The following is a 17,864-nucleotide window of genomic DNA, read 5'->3' on the forward strand; positions in this document are numbered from 1 at the left end:
ATGTATTTGTTTCGTCTAGCCATGGCCAGCCTGGCTAACCGCCGCTTTACCGCGATCCTCACCGCCTTTGCCATCGCGCTGTCAGTCTGTTTGTTGCTCGCGGTGGAGCGCGTGCGGGTTGAGGCGCGCAACAGTTTTGCCAGCACCATCAGCGGCACCGACCTGATCGTCGGCGCGCGTTCGGGCTCGGTCAACTTGCTGCTGTACTCGGTGTTCCGTATCGGCAATGCCACCAACAACATCCGTTGGGACAGCTACGAGCACTTCGCCGCCAGCCCGCAGGTGAAATGGGCGATCCCGATTTCCCTCGGCGACTCGCACCGCGGCTATCGGGTGATGGGCACCAACCAATCCTACTTCGAGCATTACCAATACGGTCGCAAACAGAACCTCGAACTGGCCAGCGGCCGCGCCTTTGCCACCGACCCGTTTGAAGTGGTGCTCGGTGCCGAAGTCGCCGAGGCGCTGCATTACACGCTGGGCGACAAGCTGGTGCTGGCCCACGGTGTCGCGGTGGTCAGCCTGGTCAAACACGATGACAAACCGTTCACCGTGGTCGGTATTTTGAAACGCACCGGCACGCCGGTGGACCGCACGCTGCACATCAGCCTGGGCGGCATGGAAGCCATTCACATCGACTGGCACAACGGCGTGCCGGCCCAGGGCAAAGGCCGCATCAGTGCCGATCAGGCGCGCAACATGGACCTCACGCCACAGGCCATCACCGCGTTTATGCTCGGCCTGAACAACAAGATTTCCACCTTCGCCCTGCAACGCGAAATCAATGAATTCCGTGGCGAGCCGATGCTGGCGATATTGCCGGGCGTGGCCCTGCAAGAGTTGTGGAGCATGATGGGCACCGCCGAAAAAGCGCTGTTCGTGATCTCCCTGTTCGTGGTGCTGACCGGTTTGATCGGCATGCTCACAGCGATCCTCACCAGCCTCAACGAGCGCCGCCGTGAAATGGCAATTTTGCGCTCGGTGGGCGCGCGGCCGTGGCACATCGCAACGCTGCTGATCTTTGAAGCCTTCGCCCTGGCCTTGTCCGGCGTGGTCGCTGGCGTCGGCTTGTTGTACGTGTGCATCGCCGCCTCGCGCGGGTATTTGCAGGCCAATTACGGCCTGGACCTGCCGATGTCATGGCCGAGCGAATATGAATGGACCTTGCTCGCCGGCATCCTCGCGGCGGCGCTGTTAATGGGCAGCGTGCCCGCGTGGCGCGCCTATCGACAATCACTGGCCGATGGCCTGTCCATACGTTTATGAGGAAGGCTTCGATGCGTCGCGCCCTGTTTGCAATGTTGCTGTTGGTGGCAGTGCCCGTCTGGGCCGCAGACCAGCCCAAGGATCTGTCATGGCAGGAGATGATCCCACCGGACGCGCCGCCGGAAATCCCCAACATGAAACCGCTGCACGACCTGTCGAACATGGCCGATGCGTTGTCGGTCGAGTCGGCGCCGGCCGCCAAGCAGGATTTGCCCAATGCGCCGGTGGTGCAAAGCCTGGACGGCAAGCACATCCGTTTGCCGGGTTACATCGTGCCGCTGGAAGTCAGCGAAGAAGGCCGCACCACCGAGTTTTTGCTGGTGCCGTATTTCGGCGCGTGCATCCACGTACCGCCGCCGCCCTCGAACCAGATCGTGCATGTGAAAAGCGAAGTCGGGGTGAAACTCGATGAGTTGTATCAGCCGTACTGGATCGAAGGCGCGATGCAGGTCAAGCCGTCATCCAGCGAACTGGCCGACGCCGGTTATCAAATGGATGCCGACAAGATTTATGTCTACGAGCTGCAGGAATAGGGGCTTATCGCCCTTTCATTGAGCTGAGTCAAAGGATCGAACGGAACGATCTTTACCATTGGACGTACAACTTTTAACGTCCTTTTGGAGCTCCCATGAACAAGTCTCTGCTCGGCGCGTCCCTCTTCGCGCTCGCCCTCGCCGCCCCTGCCGTCCACGCTCACGAAGCGGGCGACATTCTGATTCGCGCCGGTGCAATTACCGTGAATCCGAAAGCTGACAGCGGCCATGTGAAGGTTGATCACGGCCCATTGGCGGGCACCAACCTGGGCGGCAAGGCGACCATGAGCAGCGACACCCAACTGGGTTTGAACTTCGCCTACATGCTGACCAACCACGTCGGTATCGAGCTGCTGGCGGCCACGCCGTTCGAGCACGATGTGAAGATCAAGAACACCGCCCTCGGCGCCGCCAATGGCAAGCTCGGCACCCTCAAGCACTTGCCGCCAACCTTGAGCGTCGTGTACTACCCGCTGGATAGCAAATCCGCCTTTCAGCCGTACGTGGGCGCCGGCATCAACTACACCTGGATCTACGACGAGCACGTCGGCAGCCGCGCCGAACAAGCCGGTTTCAGCAACTTCAAGGCCGAAAACTCCTGGGGCTGGGCCGCACAGATCGGCGCCGACTACATGATCAATGACAAGTGGATGATCAACGCCCAGGCGCGCTACATCGACATCAGCACCAAGGCCACCGTCGATAACAACGCGCTGGGCCAAGGCACACGCGCCAAGGTCAATGTGGACGTCGACCCGATGGTTTACATGGTGGGTATCGGCTACAAGTTCTAAGTCACACGGCATAACCCATGTGGGAGCGGGCTTGCTCGCGAAAGTGCAGGGTCAGTCGACTGATGTATTGACTGACCTTGCACATTCGCGAGCAAGCCCGCTCCCACGTTTGGTTTTATAGCGTGTCAGCTGTGGCGATAGAACCTGTCGGGCATCGCAGGCAAGCCAGCTCCCACACAAAACCGGCTCCCACATTCCGGTTTTGTGTGGTGTCAGCTGTGGCGGTAGAACCGGTCCAGCAACGCCGGTAACCCGGCCCGCCACGCCCGAGGCTTGATGCCAAAGGTGTGCAGGATTTTCTTGCAGGCCAGCACCGCGTGTTGCGGTTCATCTGCCGCATCCGGGCGTGCCGCGTGAGCCTGGGCGGTAGGCGACTCGATCGCCAGCGGGTGGAAATTACGCGCTTCGGTAAGGATCGCCTGGCCCAGCGCCAACGGTGTGGTCGCCTCGTGCCCGGCGTAGTGATACGTGCCCCACAGCGGCGCCGCGCAATCAAGTTGCTTGAGCACCGAGATGATCACCCGCGCGGCATCGTCCACGGGCGTCGGGTTGCCCCGGCGATCATCGGCCATCAGCAACTCGTCCGGTTTCTCGGCCCGCGCCAAAAAGCGCCCGAGCGTGCCGTCGACGCTGTCATCCAGCAGCCAACCAAAACGCAGCAGCACATGTTGCGGGCAGGTGGCGCGCACGCTTTGTTCGATGCGCCACAACGCCTGGCCGCGCAGGCCCAGGGGCACCGGCTCGTCTTTCTCGCTGTAGGCGGTGGCGCGGGAGCCATCGAACACGCGGTAGCTGGACGGTTGCAGCAAGGTGATGTTGTGGTGCTGGCACAGCTCGGCCAGGCGCTCGATGGCGAATTCCTGAGCGGCCAAACGGCTTTCGCTGACCGCTTCGGCCTGAAACCAGTCGAAATAGTAGGCGAGGTTGATCAACGCATCGGGACGGGTGTCGTCGAGCAATTGGGTCAGGCTCGCGGCATCCCAGCCGTCTTGGGGCGGTTTGGGTGCGAGGAAACCGATGTCTTCCTCTGCACCGAGGCGAATCAGCGCTTGCCCGAGGGCATTCCCGCCGCCCAGTAACATAAGGCGCATTCGCATAGAGTGTGCAGGCCCGGTCTGTTTGGAACGATGGTTATTGTCGGCAGGCGGATGAAGCCGGCCGTAGGTTTATTCCAGAATCGTTGCATTTTGCGGGTTTGTAGCGCAACCGTCACGGATAAAGTGCGGGGTTGCAACTTGGCACCGCCGGTTGCATATAAGGGGTATGAACCTTCCTGAAACCACGGACACGGTCTTGAACGGCTTTCACCCCGCTGTCAGCGCCTGGTTCCGCAGCTCTTTCCCTTCGGTCACCAGCGCCCAGGCCCAGGCGTGGCCGCTGATTCGCCAGCGCCGCTCCACCCTGATCGCCGCGCCCACCGGTTCGGGCAAGACCCTGACGGCGTTCCTCGCCGTGTTGGATGACCTGGTGCACCAGGGCCTGGCGAATGGCGGGCAACTGCCGGACGAGACGCTGGTGGTGTATGTCTCGCCGCTCAAGGCACTGTCCAACGACATCCAGATCAACCTGCAAAACCCGCTCACCGGCATCACCGAGCAGCTGCAGGCGATGGGCTTGCCGCCCTTGGTGATCCGCACCGCCGTGCGCACCGGCGACACCCCGCAAAAAGACCGTGCGCAGATGCGCAAGCGCCCGCCGCATATCCTGGTGACCACTCCGGAATCGCTCTACGTGCTGCTGGGATCCGACTCCGGTCGGCACATGCTCGCCAGCACGCGCACGGTGATCGTCGACGAAATCCATGCCATCGCCGCCAGCAAGCGCGGCAGCCATATGGCCCTGAGCCTGGAACGCCTGCAAGGCCTGTGCGCCGAACCGCTGACCCGCATTGGCCTGTCTGCCACGCAAAAGCCCATCGAGGCGGTGTCGCGCTTTTTGGTCGGCACCGACCGCCCCTGCGCAATTGTCGATATCGGCCACGCCCGCCCGCGTGACCTGGATATCGAAGTGCCGCCGGTGCCGCTCTCGGCGGTCATGGCCAACGATGTGTGGGAACTGGTCTACAACCGCCTCGCCGACCTGGCGCGCGAACACCGCACCACGCTGATTTTCGTCAACACCCGGCGCCTGGCCGAACGCCTGGCGCGGCACTTGAGCGAGCGCCTGGGCAAAACCGCCGTGGCCGCGCACCACGGCAGCCTGGCCAAAGAGCTGCGCCTGGACGCCGAACAACGGCTCAAGGCCGGCGAGCTGCAAGTGCTGATCGCCACTGCGTCCCTGGAGCTGGGGATTGATATCGGTGACGTCGACCTGGTGTGTCAGATCGGCTCACCCGGCTCCATCAATGGTTTTCTGCAACGCGTCGGCCGTTCCGGGCACCAGGTCGGCGGCACGCCCAAGGGGCGCTTGTTCGCCACCACCCGCGATGACCTGATCGAGTGCGCCGCCCTGCTCGACTGCGTGCGCCGGGGTGAGCTGGACACCTTGCAGATCCCGGTCGCGCCGCTGGATGTACTGGCCCAGCAGATCATCGCCGAGGTCAGCGCCCAGGAATGGTCGGAACCCGCATTGCTCGATCTCATTCGCCGCGCCTCGCCCTACGCCGCGCTGGATGTGCGCCATTACCAGGCGCTGTTGCAGATGCTCGCCGAGGGCTATAACGGCCGCCAGGGCATCCGTAGCGCCTACCTGCACCGCGACGCCGTGACCCACACCCTGCGCGGGCGTCGTGGCGCCAAGCTGACGGCCGTGACCAGCGGCGGCACCATCCCCGACAACGCCGACTACAGCGTGCTGCTCGAGCCCCAGAGCCTGAACATCGGCAGCGTCAACGAAGACTTCGCGGTGGAAAGCATCGCCGGGGATATCTTCCAGCTCGGTAATACCTCCTACAGAATCTTGCGGGTCGAAGCCGGCAAGGTGCGGGTTGAGGACGCCCATGGCCAGCCGCCGACCATTCCGTTCTGGCTGGGCGAAGCGCCAGGGCGCAGCAACGAATTGTCGGCGGCGGTGGCGCGGTTTCAAGGCCAGCTCGACGCGCTGCTCAGCGCCACGCCCGGCGACTTGCAAGCGGCCCTCGACTGGCTCACCGGCACCCTTGGCCTGAACCACGCCAGCGCCGAGCAGATCCTCGATTACCTGGCCCGCGCACGCCTGGCCTTGAGCGCGCTGCCGTCCCAGGACACGTTGATCATGGAGCGGTTTTTCGACGAGTCCGGCGGCACTCAACTGATCATTCACACGCCGTTCGGCAGCCGTATCAATCGCGCCTGGGGCCTGGCGTTGCGCAAGCGTTTTTGCCGCACGTTCAATGTCGAATTGCAGGCGGCGGCCAGTGAAAATGCAATCGTGCTGTCGCTGTCGACCAGCCACAGTTTCGAGCTGGATGATGTGTGGCGGTATCTGAACAGCAACAGTGCCGAGCACGTCCTGATCCAGGCCGTGCTGGACGCGCCGCTGTTCGGCGTGCGCTGGCGCTGGAACGCCGGTGTGGCACTGGCGTTGCCGCGTTATACCGGCGGGCGCAAAGTGGCGCCGCAGATCCAGCGGATGAAAAGCGAAGACCTGATCGCCAATGTGTTTCCCGACCAGATCGCCTGCCTGGAAAACCTCACCGGCGAGCGCGAAGTGCCCGAGCACCCCTTGGTGGAGCAGACCCTCGACGACTGCCTGCACGACGCCATGGACAGCAACGCCTGGCTGGCGCTGCTGCGGCGCATGGAAAGCGGCGAAGTGCGGCTGATCAGCCGCGACCTGCCGGCGCCCTCGCCCATGGCCGCGGAAATTCTCAGCGCGCGCCCCTACACCTTTCTCGACGACGCACCCTTGGAAGAACGCCGTACCCAAGCCGTGCTCAACCGGCGCTGGAGCGACCCGCACAGCACCGACGACCTCGGCGCACTGGATGCCGAGGCCATCGCCGGCGTGCGCGAGGAAGCCTGGCCGGCGCCCAATGGCCTGGACGAAATGCACGAAGCGCTGATGAGCCTGGCCTGCATTGCCACTCATGAGCTCACGCCGCAATGGGCCGAGTGGCTGCAGGCCTTGGCCAAGGGCGGGCGCGCCTATGCATTGAGCAATGGCCTGTGGGTGGCGGTGGAACGCTTGAGCTGTTTGCAGGCTATCTATCCCAACGACTTGCCGTTGCTGCCGGGCTTCGATGAACCCTGGACCGTTGATGATGCGCTGGTGGAAGTGCTGCGCGCCCGCCTCGGCGGGTTCGGCCCGCTGAGCCTGATCGAGATCGCCGCGCCGTTGGCCCTGCCGGTGGCAGACGTAACCCAGGCACTCGCTCGCCTGGAGCAGGAAGGCTACGTGCTGCGCGGCCGTTTCAGCCCTGGCGCCAGCGAAGAACAGTGGTGCGAACGGCATTTGCTCGCGCGCATTCATCGCTACACGGTCAAGCGCCTGCGCCGCGAAATCGAGCCCGTGGCGCTGCAGGATTTCATGCGCTTCCTGTTCGATTGGCAGCACCTGTCCGACGGCACACGCGGCCAGGGCAGCGCCATGTTGCCGCAGATTGTCGCGCAGTTTGAGGGCTACGCCGCCGCCACCTCGGCCTGGGACAGTGACTTGCTCAGCGCGCGCCTGAAGGATTACTCATCCACCTGGCTCGACGACCTGTGCCGCAGCGGCAAGCTGGTATGGACGCGGCTGAGCAACAAGGCCGGCGCGATGGCCCTGCGCAGCACACCGGTGGTGTTGCTGCCGCGCAGCCAAGTGCCGCTGTGGAGCGGGCTGACCGAGATGACCGACAGCACCACGCTGTCGCCCAAGGCGCAGAAAGTCCACGTGGCGCTGCGTGAACATGGCGCGCTGTTTTTCGACGAACTGGTGCACGAAGCCCACCTGCTGCGCAGCGAACTGGAGACGGCGCTGCAGGAACTGGTGGGCGCAGGGCTGGTGAATGCCGACAGCTTCGCCGGCCTGCGCGCGCTGACCACACCCGCCAGCAAACGCCAGGCGCGCAGCAGCCGACGCGGACGCGGGGCGTTTGTCGGCGGCATGGACGACGCCGGGCGCTGGGCTTTGCTGCGCCGTTCACCGAGCGCCGCCGGGCCACATTCGGCCGAGACGCTGGAGCATGTGGCGATGACCTTGCTGCGCCGCTATGGCGTGGTGTTCTGGCGGTTGCTGGAGCGTGAGGCGGATTGGTTGCCGAGCTGGCGCGAATTGCTGCGCACTTTCCATCGGCTCGAAGCGCGCGGGGAGATCCGCGGCGGGCGGTTCGTCAGTGGGCTGGCGGGCGAGCAGTTTGCGTTGCCGGAGGCAATCGGGTTATTGCGCGAAGTCCGCCGCCGGCCGCATGACGGCAGTTTGATTGCGGTGTGCGGGGCTGATCCGCTGAACCTGGTGGGCACGCTGCTGCCGGGCAGCAAAGTGCCGGCGGTGAGTGGCAATCGGGTTGTGTACCGCGATGGGTTGCCGGCGGCGGTGAGGGTCGCTGGCAAGCAACAGGTATTGCTGGAGGTGGATCAGTTGGCGGTGCAGGAGAAGTTGATCAGGCATTGACGCCTGGATTGACCTCACCGGCCTCATCGCGGGCAAGCCCGGCTCCCACATGGGAACGCACTCCCACCGTGGGAGCGGGCTTGCCTACGATGAGGCCCACACAGCCACGCAAATTATTGAGGCCTGGGCTGTTCCGTCAACACCACCGACGCCGGCACTTCCTCATCCGGCTCATCCACATGCGCCGTGCGTTTGGGCAGCCAGATCTGCTGTGGATAAGTTTGCGCGAAGTGCACCTCATCACAGTTATCCACAAGCTTTTTCAAGCGCTGGTTGAACGCGCGGCTCACCGCGTACTGCCCGCCTGACACCGTGCGGAATTGCGCGGTCAGCACCACGCCGTTGAGGTCCATCTTGTCGACGCCAAACACCTCCAGCGGCCCTTGCAGGTTGTACTTGAGGAACACATCGTCGCGAATCGATTGCCCGGCCTCGCGGATCAGGTCCACGGCCTTGTCCACATCGGTGTCGTAGGTGAACTGCACCGAGAAGAACGCATAGGCAAATTGCCGCGACTGGTTGGTGACCGCCTTGATCTGCCCGAACGGCACCGAGTGCACAAAACCCTTGCCGTCGCGCAGGCGCAACGTCCGGATGGTCAGGCCCTCTACGGTACCGGCGTGGCCAGAGTCGAGCACGACCCAATCGCCGATGGACAGCGTGTCCTCGATGATGATGAACAGGCCAGTGATCACGTCCTGCACCAATTGCTGCGAGCCAAAACCGATGGCCAAACCGACCACACCGGCACCGGCCAGCAGCGGCGCGACATTGATGCCAAGGTTGGCCATGGTGGTGATCGCGCAGATCACCACTAGGATGATTTTCACCGCGTTACGCAGCAGCGGCAGAATGGTTTTGACCCGCGTACTCGGCTGACGGCTGGAGCGCTTATTGACCGGTGGTTTCAGCGCTTCCTGAATCGCGGTGTCGAGCACCACCCAGAACAGCCAGGTCACCAGCAGGATCAGGCCGATGCTGCTCAGGGAGTCGCTGATCGCGCGGCCCACCGAGTTGCGCTGGGCAAATTCGAACAGCGAGACGCCCCAGATACGCCCCAGGATTTCGATAAACGCGATGGCCATGGCGATGCGCAAGATCGCGTGCAACAGGCTGAGGAAGCGCTCCTTGTAGGCGCTGCTGCGCTGGATCGCCACCTGGCTGCGGGACTTGAACAGGTGTTGCAGCACGGTGCTGAGAAACACCGTGCCGATCAGCAAAATCGTGGTGAACAGCGCGCAGCGCAGCGCCTTCTGGTTATCGTCGCCCGCGCCGATCAGGTTGATCGCCGAGACCAGCACCATCAACAGAATGGGCCAGTACCACAGCCCGGAAAACACCCGCAGCGATTGCTGCAGCGCAGGGTGTTTGAGGCGCTGGGCCAGTGGCCGATTGCGGATCAAATGCGCCACCGGCCGGCGCAGGCGCACCACCAATACACCGAAAATCACCGCCGCGAACAGGCCGGTGAAAACCGCAATGCTGCTGGTGATATTGCCACCCAACTGTCGGGCGATCTGCGGACTGGTCAGCGCGTCGCTGAGGGCGGCCAGGAAGCCGATCAGGAACAGCGGCTTGGGGCAGTAGTCGCGAATGATCTGCACCGCCGGACGCTTGTGGCCCAGATTGAACATGACGATCACGCACAACAACATCGACGTAGAAAAGATGCCGCTGCTGGTGGCGTAGGCAAAACACAGCGCCAGCGCGCGGCCTACCGACGAGGCCAGGAAGTGGCTGACGTAGAGGGTCAGCGGCAGACAGATGAGCGCGGGGATTGTGTAGGGCACCACGTACCCCAAGACTGCCAGCAAGCGTTCGCGCCGTTCGACGAACGGCCGACGACTCAAGCGCTGCACAACAAAGCGCCCCAGCAGGGTCAACACCACAAAGGCGCCAACCCAGACGCCGGACAGCAACAGGAAGTCGCCGGCCACGCTCCACGGCGACCGTTCGGCCGTCTGGTCGACCAGGCGCCCCACTTCGTCCGCCGCGCGATCGGCACGCAAGCGCCAGGCGTCGATGAGGTTCTGGTTAAGGTCGAGCTTGTCTTGTACATCGTCAATGCTGGAACTGATGGCGCCCAGCAGGCCGCCCTCGACCAGCAACTCCGGCTTAGCGGGCGCCGCCGCTGCGGCAGGCGCGGCAGGCGCTGCGGCGGCCGCCGGCGTAGCAGCTTGCAATGCGCCATTGCCACACAACAGCAGCGCACCAAGCAGTAATGCAGTCTTTAAATTCAGCAAAACACCGGGCTCCATCAGCAGGGTCTGTAAGGAACTGACGGGTTTGAGCCTTGATCGTTCCCCGCCATTGGGCATCTTTGCCTCCCGGTCAAATATCAAATGCCGATCACTGTCTTTTTCCGCACAAGCAAAATCCCGACACTGCGCTCCTGAATCACACCCATCGGAGTTGCAGCCATGCCCATTGCCCTGCTCGCGCTGACCCTCAGCGCTTTTGCCATCGGGACGACCGAATTCGTCATCGTTGGCCTGTTACCCACCATCGGCGCCGACCTGGGCGTCGACCTGCCGTCCGCCGGCTTGCTGGTCAGCCTGTACGCCTTGGGCGTGGCCATTGGCGCGCCGGTGCTCACCGCCCTCACCGGCAAAGTGCCGCGCAAACTGCTGCTGTTGTCGCTGATGGTGCTGTTCACCCTCGGCAACCTGTTGGCCTGGCAGGCGCCGAGTTATGAATCGCTGGTGCTGGCGCGGATCGTCACCGGCCTGGCCCACGGGGTGTTTTTCTCGATTGGCTCGACCATCGCCACCAGCCTGGTGCCCAAGGAAAAAGCTGCCAGCGCGATTGCGATCATGTTTACCGGCTTGACCGTTGCACTGGTCACCGGCGTGCCGCTGGGCACGTTTATCGGCCAGCACTTCGGCTGGCGGGAAACGTTCCTCGCCGTCTCGGCCCTGGGGGTGATCGCGTTTATCGGCAGCCTGATCTATGTGCCGAACAGCATCGCCCACAGCAAACCCGCCTCGTTGCTGCAACAACTGCAAGTGCTCAAGCAGCCGCGCTTGCTGCTTGTGTACGCCATGACCGCCATCGGCTACGGCGGCTCGTTCATCGCGTTTACCTTTCTGGCGCCGATCCTTCAGGACATTTCCGGCTTCAGCGCCGGCACCGTCAGCCTGGTGCTGCTGGTGTACGGCATCTCGGTGGCGGCGGGGAATATCTGGGGCGGCAAGCTGGCCGATAAACGCGGCCCGATCAGCGCGTTGAAAATCATCTTCGCCCTGCTCGCGGCGGTGCTGTTCATCCTTACCCTGACCGCCAGCAACCCCTGGCTGGCGCTGGCCACCGTGCTGGTGTGGGGCGCGGTTGCCTTCGGCAATGTGCCGGGCCTGCAGGTGTACGTGGTGCGCCAGGCTGAACATCACACCCCGCAGGCGGTGGATGTGGCGTCGGGCTTGAACATTGCGGCGTTCAACCTCGGAATCGCCGGCGGCGCCTGGGCCGGGGGCTTGATCGTGGCGCACATGGGCTTGATCCATACCGCGTGGATCGGCGGCTCAGTGGTGTTGGTGGCCCTGGCGCTGACGGCGTGGAGTGGCCGATTGGACCGGTTGGGGCCGGTGTATGCCGACAGCTCGACGCGCACGGCAGTCGGACACTGATTCGGCCCCGACGCACATCCAATGTGGACGCTGGCTTGCCTGCGATTGCGGTACGCCAGCGTCGCATTCAGCGCCGGCCCCATCGCTATCGCAGGCAGCACGCTCCCACATTCCTTACCTTGTACCGTCTGTAGGAACGGCGAAACTTTCCGACAAAAACCGCAGTCATCCCAAAACGGAGGTCACTTGGCCCTACATCCACGGGAGTAATCATGGCGGCGATTTACATCGGCATTTCCGGCTGGCGCTACACGCCCTGGCGGGGGGATTTCTACCCCGAGGGCCTGACCCAGAAACGCGAATTGCAATTTGCGTCACGCGCCGTCAACAGCATCGAAATCAACGGCTCGTTCTACGCCCTGCAAACACCCAAGCGTTATGCCGAGTGGTACGCCGACACGCCTGAGCATTTCGTGTTCAGCGTGAAGGCACCGCGCTACATCACCCACATTCTGCGCTTGCGCGATGTGCACAAGCCGATGGCCAATTTCTTTGCTTCCGGGGTGCTGGAACTGAAAGAAAAGCTCGGGCCGATCCTCTGGCAATTCCCGCCCAGCTTCACATTCGACCCGCCGCTGTTTGAAGCCTTTCTTCAACAACTCCCCACCGAAACTCAACAGGCCGCCGCCCTCGCCCGCGAGCACGAGCCGCGCCTGAACGGCAAGGCGAGCATGCAAGCCCATGGCAAAAAGCCGCTGCGTCATGCGGTGGAAATTCGCCACAAGAGTTTCGCAGTACCGGAGTTTGTGCAGATGCTGGACAAGCACGGTGTGGCACTGGTGGTCGCCGATACCGCCGGCAAGTGGCCGTATATCGAAGACGTCACCGCCAACTTCCTGTACCTGCGCCTGCACGGTGACAAAAAGCTCTACGCCAGCGGCTACACCGCCGAGGCGATCAAGCGTTGGGGTGACCGCATCGATCGCTGGCGCCAGGGCAAACAGCCGGAGGATGCGCATTTGGTCGACCCGAAACACACGCCACGCGCGCGCAAGCAACGCGATATTTTTTGCTATTTCGACAACGACATCAAAGTGCGCGCGCCCTTCGATGCGCGCCAACTGTTGCAGCGCTTCGAGCTGGATAAACACTTGGCCACCGAGCCCGGCACGTTGCCAGCACCCGGGGTGCTGCCATGACCCATCCGGAATTGATCCCCGCCACGCCCACTACCGCCATCACGCGCTTCAAAGTGCTGACGGTGAATATCCACAAGGGTTTCACCGCGCTGAATCGACGCTTCATCCTGCCCGAACTGCGTGAAGCGGTGCGCAGCGTGGGCGCCGACATGGTGTTCTTGCAGGAAATCCACGGCACTCACGAACGCCATCCCCAGCGCTACCAGGACTGGCCGAAGATGCCGCAATACGAGTTCCTGGCCGACAGCATCTGGCCGCAGTTCGCTTACGGGCGCAACGCGGTCTACCCGCACGGCGACCACGGCAACGCGTTGCTGTCCAAATTCCAGATCGTGCGCTACGACAACCTCGACATCTCGCAAAGCGGCCATGAAAGCCGCGGGCTGCTGCATTGCGTATTGCGCCTGCCAGGCACCGGCCAAGAGGTGCATGCGATCTGCATGCACTTGGGCCTGCGCGAGGTGCATCGTCAGCAGCAATTGCGTTTGCTGGAACAGCGCATCAGCGAAATCCCGGCCGACGCGCCGCTGGTGGTGGCCGGTGATTTCAACGACTGGCGCCAAAAGGCCGACCTGAGCCAGAGCGGTCTCAGAGAAGTGTTTGTTGAAGCCACTGGTAAGCCCGCGCGCACGTTTCCGGCGCGCCTGCCGCTGTTACCGCTGGACCGCATCTATGTGCGCAACCTGAAAATTCACAACCCCAAGGTACTGACTACCCGGCCGTGGTCGCATCTGTCAGACCATGTGCCGTTGTCGGTGGAGATCGAGTTATGACCGTCGCGGTAGAGCACATTGCCACCGACCAGCCGCCAGATGACGCCAAGGCGCGTGATGTCGATTACGGCTGGCAGAGCGGCAACCGTCTTGAGTTGCTGGAGAACGGCGAGGCTTACTTCCCCAGGGTGTTTGAAGCGATGCGCGAGGCCCAGCGGGAGATTTTGCTGGAGACCTTTATTCTGTTCGAAGACAAGGTCGGCCATGAGCTCAAAGGCATCTTGATTGAGGCGGCGCAGCGCGGCGTCAAGGTGGTGGTCAGCCTCGACGGGTTTGGCTGCGGCGAGCTGAGCCCGGCGTTTCTGGGTGAGCTGGCCGAGGCTGGCGTGCTGGTGCAGATGTTTGACCCGGCGTCGAAAATGCTGGGGATTCGCACCAACTGGTTCCGTCGCCTGCACCGCAAGATCGTGGTGGTGGACGCCACCGTGGCGTTTATCGGCGGGATCAATTTTTCTGCCGACCATCTGGGCGATTTCGGCCCCGAAGCCAAGCAGGATTACGCCGTGCGAGTGACCGGCCCTGCGGTCGCCGACCTGCATCATTTTGCCCTCGCCCAAAGCGGCCGCCAGGTGCGCACGCGGCGGGGCTGGCGACGACGCCAGCAACGACCGTCCCTGTGGACAACGGCCAATGAGGAAGGTCTGGTTCGCCTGATTTACCGCGACAACGTGCAGCACCGCGACGATATCGAAGAGGCCTATATCCACGCCTTGAGCAAGGCGCAAAAACGCGTGGTGATAGCCAACGCCTACTTCTTCCCCGGCTACCGCCTGCTGCGCGAGATTCGCAATGCCGCGCGCCGTGGCGTGCACGTGCAACTGATCATGCAAGGCCAGCCCGACGTGCTGTTGGCCAAGCTGGCGGCGCGCATGCTCTATGACTATTTGCTCAAGGACGGCGTGGTGATCCATGAGTATTGCCAGCGCCCGCTACACGGCAAAGTCGCGTTGGTGGATGACGAGTGGAGCACCGTAGGCTCAAGCAACCTGGACCCATTGAGCCTGTCCCTGAACCTGGAAGCCAATGTGTTGATTCGCGACCGCGCGTTCAACCAGCAGCTGTACGAACGCCTGGAACTGCTCGCCCGCGAGCACTGCCGGACCATGCCGGAAAACCGCAAGCCCCGCCTGTGGCTATGGCGGTTGACCGTGGGTTTTTTGGTGTTTCATGTGATGCGCCACTTCCCCGTGCTGACGGGCTGGCTGCCCGCGCACAAACCGCGTTTGAAACCCTTCGAGAGCCAGGCCCATGACCTCTGAAGCCGGTGGTTCACGACTCAAACGCTGGAAGAAGCCGCTGACCGTTGTCTTCTTCCTGGTGTTGATCGCGCTGTTCACCCTGCTGGCACGGCGCATCGACTGGAGCGAAGTGCTGCAGACGCTCGGCGACTTCAAGCTGCGCACGTTGCTGATCGCCAGCGCGCTGACCCTGTGCAGTTTTCTCGTCTACGCCAGTTTCGACCTCATCGGCCGCACTTACATTCGCCAACCGCTGGGTTGGAAGCAAATCCTGCCGGTGGGGATCATCAGCTACGCGTTCAACCTTAACCTGAGCGCGTGGGTCGGCGGGATTGCCATGCGTTACCGGCTGTATTCGCGGCTTGGGGTGAGCACCGGCAATATCGCCAAGATCCTTGGGCTGAGCCTGGCCACCAATTGGTTCGGCTATATGGCGCTGGCCGGTGTGGTGTTCAGCAGCGGTTTGGTGACGATGCCGCCCGGGTGGAAAGTCAGCACCCTGGCGTTGCAGGGCATTGGCGTGGTGCTGGTGTTGGCCAGCCTCGGCTACTTGGCGGCGTGCCGGTTCTCGAAGAAGCGTGCGTGGTCGATCAAGGGCATCGAGATCAATCTGCCGTCGTTGCGCATGGCGTGTTTGCAGTTGGCCCTGGGCGCGTTGAACTGGTCGTTGATGGCAGCGGTGATTTTTACCTTGTTGCCGGCCAAGTTGGACTATCCACTGGTGCTGGGGGTGTTGCTGATCAGCGCGATTGCCGGTGTGGTTACGCATATTCCAGCGGGGCTTGGGGTGTTGGAGGCGGTGTTTATTGGCTTGCTGCAGCATGAGGCGTCGCGCGGGAGTTTGCTGGCCGGGTTGATTGCCTATCGGGCGGTGTACTTTATTTTGCCGCTGGTGATTGCGTTGGTGATGTACCTCGCGGTGGAGGCCAAGGCCAAGGCGTTACGGGTTAAAAAGACACCGGCTTGATGCAGGTTGGCAGGACCTGCGCCATCGCGGGCAAGCCCGCTCCCACAGTTGGAATGCATTTCACTGTGGGAGCCGGGCTTGCCCGTGATAGCGCTTGAGGGGGCAACGCTTTATCGGGCCTGGATGATGCTCAACCGTTCGCCCACCACCATCTCGGTAATCCAGTCCACCAGGATTGAGGTGTAGGCCTGCTGCGACACCGGGTCGCTCAACGAGTGGTCGGCGCCGTCGATGATGCGGTGGGTCAAGGAGTGAGTCTGCTGGCACGCCGCGCGGTAACTCATGATGGTGGCGTGGGGCACATGGTCGTCGGTTTCCGACTCGACAATCAGCACATCGCCGGTGAATTTCGCGCAGGCATGCAGGGCGCGGTTGGTTTCGGCGTGCACCAGGGTGCTGCGGTAATCCATCAGGTCGACCTTATCCAGATCGCGTTTGGGCTTGAGCCATTCCTGGTCGCGGTACAGCGCCGGCACGCGCAGCGCCAGCCAGCGCACCGGGCGCAATGAGGTGAGGATCGCCGCCAGGTAACCGCCGTAGCTGGTGCCCACCACCGCCACGGCCGAGGTGTCGATGGCCGGGTGCGACAGCAAGCGGTCGTAGGCCGCCAGCAGGTCGCGCAGGTTGTCTTCGCGGGTAACGCGCGACAACGGAATACCGGTGCCGGCGTGGCCGCGCAAATCAAAAGTCAGGCATACACAGCCCAGGCCGGCAATGCCTTTGGCGCGCTCAAGGTCGCGCTCCTGGCTACCGCCCCAACCGTGCACAAACAACACGCCTGGCACTTTGGATTTGGGGCTCAGGAATGTCCCGCTCATTTGCTCGTCGTCGATGTCGATCGCAATGCTTTCACTTCTAGCCGTCATAAGATTTAACCGTCACGTACTTGAGAAGAAAGTCGCTGTTGTCTGCAGGGCCGCGGTACACCTCGATGGCGTCCGCCGGCAGCGGTTGGTCCACGTAGGTTTCCACCGATGAAACGTGGATGGCACGCAGGCTCGGGTTATTGATGAAGCTTTGCAGCGCCGCGACTTCCGCGCTGCTGGCGCCGCCCATGCGCCAGGATTGTTCGAGCACGCCGCTGCGGCGTTGGCCGTCACTGTCCAGGCCTTGGGCAATGTCGTAGTTGCGGCGCGAAGCGTAGAAACCAGGGTAGGCCTCATCGGCGGCCGTGTCGAAAACCTGGGCTTGTTCGATGGCCTCACGCACGTCGTCGGGCAGGTCGAGCTTCAACAGGTCGGCGTAGTGGCCAGGCACGACGAGTAAGTCGGAGCCGCCGTAGACCGCTTCGCCCTGCCCGTCTTCAGTGAGGTACTGCTGGCCGCAGTAGCTGATGACGTGTTCGCCGATAAAACTCTGGCCCACGCTATGGGTGATCACCTCGTGCAAGTCCTGCTCAAGCACCACGCCTTCCGTAAACAGCGTCGCCACGTCGGGTCGCGCCAGCAGCGCTTCGAACTCATCGAGGCTGTGGATAACTTCCTGTCCCCGACCGGCGCACGCATGCACAGGCTTCAGGCGGATCGGCCCGCTGTAGAGCAAGCGCGTGGCGGCGGGCAATGCGTCTTTAAGGGCAAAGACGCTAAGGCCATCGAGGACGACCGGGCGCACCCGCTCGGCAAACGCCGACAACCAGCCTTGCGGCGCCGTCGCTTCGGGGCTCAGCAGGCCATGAGTGATGGCCTTGGTGCAGATGAAATCGTAGTCGACGTAACCGCCCCACACATCCTCTGGGCCTTTTACCTGCAGCGCCAGCGCCTGGGCGGCGCCCACCAGGGTTTGCGTTTGCAGCACATACACGTCACGCCCGGCATGTTGCTGCGGGTCGTAACTGCCGCCGAATTTCAGCCCCAGAATCTGTGCCAGCCACCGCGCCAGCGCCCGGTTGGTTTCAACCTCGTGCTGCGGCGCGCCCGCTCGCGTGGAATGAGCAACCACCAGCTTCTTGCGTTGAGTCGGGGTCATGCGTCCCCCTTAGCTATCCCGCCATGTGTGTACACCCATGGTTGCAGGGATCAGG

13 protein-coding genes are annotated in these 17,864 nt (G+C 62.9%); 9 read left to right on the forward strand and 4 right to left on the reverse strand.

The genetic code is table 11. The features are described 5' to 3' along the window. The 3 genes from AACW30_RS28340 (at position 1) to AACW30_RS28350 (ending at position 2,593) form a co-directional block, all read left to right on the forward strand. The gene (locus tag AACW30_RS28340) at positions 1-1,266 is read left to right on the forward strand and encodes an ABC transporter permease (RefSeq protein WP_106580233.1); all 1,266 of its coding nucleotides are present in this window, start codon (positions 1-3) and stop codon (positions 1,264-1,266) included. Positions 1,267-1,277: 11 nt separating this feature from the next. Continuing rightward, positions 1,278-1,799, forward strand: coding sequence for a DUF3299 domain-containing protein (locus tag AACW30_RS28345; protein WP_200623960.1), 522 nt, complete (start codon positions 1,278-1,280; stop codon positions 1,797-1,799). A 95-nt stretch (positions 1,800-1,894) separates the two neighbouring features. Beyond that, positions 1,895-2,593: an OmpW/AlkL family protein gene (locus AACW30_RS28350; RefSeq protein ID WP_200623961.1), complete on the forward strand. Its 699-nt coding sequence runs from the start codon at positions 1,895-1,897 to the stop codon at positions 2,591-2,593. A 212-nt stretch (positions 2,594-2,805) separates the two neighbouring features. Here AACW30_RS28350 and AACW30_RS28355 read toward each other — a convergent pair whose 3' ends face one another. After that, a complete protein-coding gene (locus tag AACW30_RS28355; protein WP_119741388.1) occupies positions 2,806-3,690 on the reverse strand; it encodes a sugar nucleotide-binding protein in 885 nt (294 codons plus the stop codon). 166 nt (positions 3,691-3,856) lie between these two features. On the opposite strand from AACW30_RS28355, the gene AACW30_RS28360 reads away from it, so the two are divergent. Next, the gene (locus tag AACW30_RS28360; protein ID WP_200623962.1) at positions 3,857-8,104 is read left to right on the forward strand and encodes a DEAD/DEAH box helicase; all 4,248 of its coding nucleotides are present in this window, start codon (positions 3,857-3,859) and stop codon (positions 8,102-8,104) included. Positions 8,105-8,217: 113 nt separating this feature from the next. Here AACW30_RS28360 and AACW30_RS28365 read toward each other — a convergent pair whose 3' ends face one another. Then, positions 8,218-10,347 (reverse strand): mechanosensitive ion channel family protein, encoded by a 2,130-nt coding sequence (locus tag AACW30_RS28365; protein WP_200623963.1) that lies wholly within the window; start codon positions 10,345-10,347, stop codon positions 8,218-8,220. 177 nt (positions 10,348-10,524) lie between these two features. On the opposite strand from AACW30_RS28365, the gene AACW30_RS28370 reads away from it, so the two are divergent. The 5 genes from AACW30_RS28370 to AACW30_RS28390 all read left to right on the forward strand — a co-directional run bounded on the left by AACW30_RS28370 (position 10,525) and on the right by AACW30_RS28390 (position 15,844). Further along, positions 10,525-11,727 (forward strand): MFS transporter, encoded by a 1,203-nt coding sequence (locus AACW30_RS28370; RefSeq protein WP_119741382.1) that lies wholly within the window; start codon positions 10,525-10,527, stop codon positions 11,725-11,727. A 212-nt stretch (positions 11,728-11,939) separates the two neighbouring features. Continuing rightward, positions 11,940-12,866: a DUF72 domain-containing protein gene (locus tag AACW30_RS28375; protein ID WP_200623964.1), complete on the forward strand. Its 927-nt coding sequence runs from the start codon at positions 11,940-11,942 to the stop codon at positions 12,864-12,866. Next, a complete protein-coding gene (locus tag AACW30_RS28380) occupies positions 12,863-13,639 on the forward strand; it encodes an endonuclease/exonuclease/phosphatase family protein (protein ID WP_169367705.1) in 777 nt (258 codons plus the stop codon). Before AACW30_RS28375 ends, AACW30_RS28380 begins: the two co-directional genes overlap by 4 nt. Next, positions 13,636-14,898, forward strand: coding sequence for a cardiolipin synthase ClsB (clsB, locus tag AACW30_RS28385; protein WP_200623965.1), 1,263 nt, complete (start codon positions 13,636-13,638; stop codon positions 14,896-14,898). Before AACW30_RS28380 ends, clsB begins: the two co-directional genes overlap by 4 nt. Then, positions 14,888-15,844 (forward strand): lysylphosphatidylglycerol synthase domain-containing protein, encoded by a 957-nt coding sequence (locus AACW30_RS28390; RefSeq protein ID WP_106580223.1) that lies wholly within the window; start codon positions 14,888-14,890, stop codon positions 15,842-15,844. Before clsB ends, AACW30_RS28390 begins: the two co-directional genes overlap by 11 nt. Positions 15,845-15,954: 110 nt before the next feature. On the opposite strand, the gene AACW30_RS28395 is transcribed toward AACW30_RS28390, so the two are convergent. Together AACW30_RS28395 and AACW30_RS28400 are read right to left on the reverse strand one after the other, a co-directional pair. Then, entirely contained in the window at positions 15,955-16,710 is a 756-nt protein-coding gene (locus AACW30_RS28395) for an alpha/beta hydrolase family protein (protein ID WP_106580222.1), read from the reverse strand. Next, positions 16,700-17,809 carry a DUF3182 family protein gene (locus tag AACW30_RS28400; RefSeq protein ID WP_200623966.1) on the reverse strand — a complete coding sequence of 370 codons (1,110 nt, stop codon included), beginning with the start codon at positions 17,807-17,809 and terminating at the stop codon, positions 16,700-16,702. The genes AACW30_RS28395 and AACW30_RS28400 overlap by 11 nt, the downstream gene beginning before the upstream one ends. Between the last annotated feature and the right edge of the window lie 55 nt (positions 17,810-17,864).

It is taken from the genome of Pseudomonas sp. MF6747, from assembly GCF_963890955.1.
GTDB lineage: Bacteria > Pseudomonadota > Gammaproteobacteria > Pseudomonadales > Pseudomonadaceae > Aquipseudomonas.

Excerpts from the sequence above, each read along its gene's own strand:
- AACW30_RS28355 (WP_119741388.1), bottom strand. The coding sequence starts at position 3,690 with ATGCGAATGCGCCTTATGTTACTGGGCGGCGGGAATGCCCTCGGGCAA.
- AACW30_RS28400 (WP_200623966.1), bottom strand. The coding sequence starts at position 17,809 with ATGACCCCGACTCAACGCAAGAAGCTGGTGGTTGCTCATTCCACGCGA.
- AACW30_RS28360 (WP_200623962.1), top strand. The coding sequence starts at position 3,857 with ATGAACCTTCCTGAAACCACGGACACGGTCTTGAACGGCTTTCACCCC.
- AACW30_RS28340 (WP_106580233.1), top strand. The coding sequence starts at position 1 with ATGTATTTGTTTCGTCTAGCCATGGCCAGCCTGGCTAACCGCCGCTTT.
- AACW30_RS28345 (WP_200623960.1), top strand. The coding sequence starts at position 1,278 with ATGCGTCGCGCCCTGTTTGCAATGTTGCTGTTGGTGGCAGTGCCCGTC.
- AACW30_RS28380 (WP_169367705.1), top strand. The coding sequence starts at position 12,863 with ATGACCCATCCGGAATTGATCCCCGCCACGCCCACTACCGCCATCACG.
- AACW30_RS28395 (WP_106580222.1), bottom strand. The coding sequence starts at position 16,710 with ATGACGGCTAGAAGTGAAAGCATTGCGATCGACATCGACGACGAGCAA.
- AACW30_RS28350 (WP_200623961.1), top strand. The coding sequence starts at position 1,895 with ATGAACAAGTCTCTGCTCGGCGCGTCCCTCTTCGCGCTCGCCCTCGCC.
- AACW30_RS28375 (WP_200623964.1), top strand. The coding sequence starts at position 11,940 with ATGGCGGCGATTTACATCGGCATTTCCGGCTGGCGCTACACGCCCTGG.
- clsB (WP_200623965.1), top strand. The coding sequence starts at position 13,636 with ATGACCGTCGCGGTAGAGCACATTGCCACCGACCAGCCGCCAGATGAC.
- AACW30_RS28370 (WP_119741382.1), top strand. The coding sequence starts at position 10,525 with ATGCCCATTGCCCTGCTCGCGCTGACCCTCAGCGCTTTTGCCATCGGG.
- AACW30_RS28390 (WP_106580223.1), top strand. The coding sequence starts at position 14,888 with ATGACCTCTGAAGCCGGTGGTTCACGACTCAAACGCTGGAAGAAGCCG.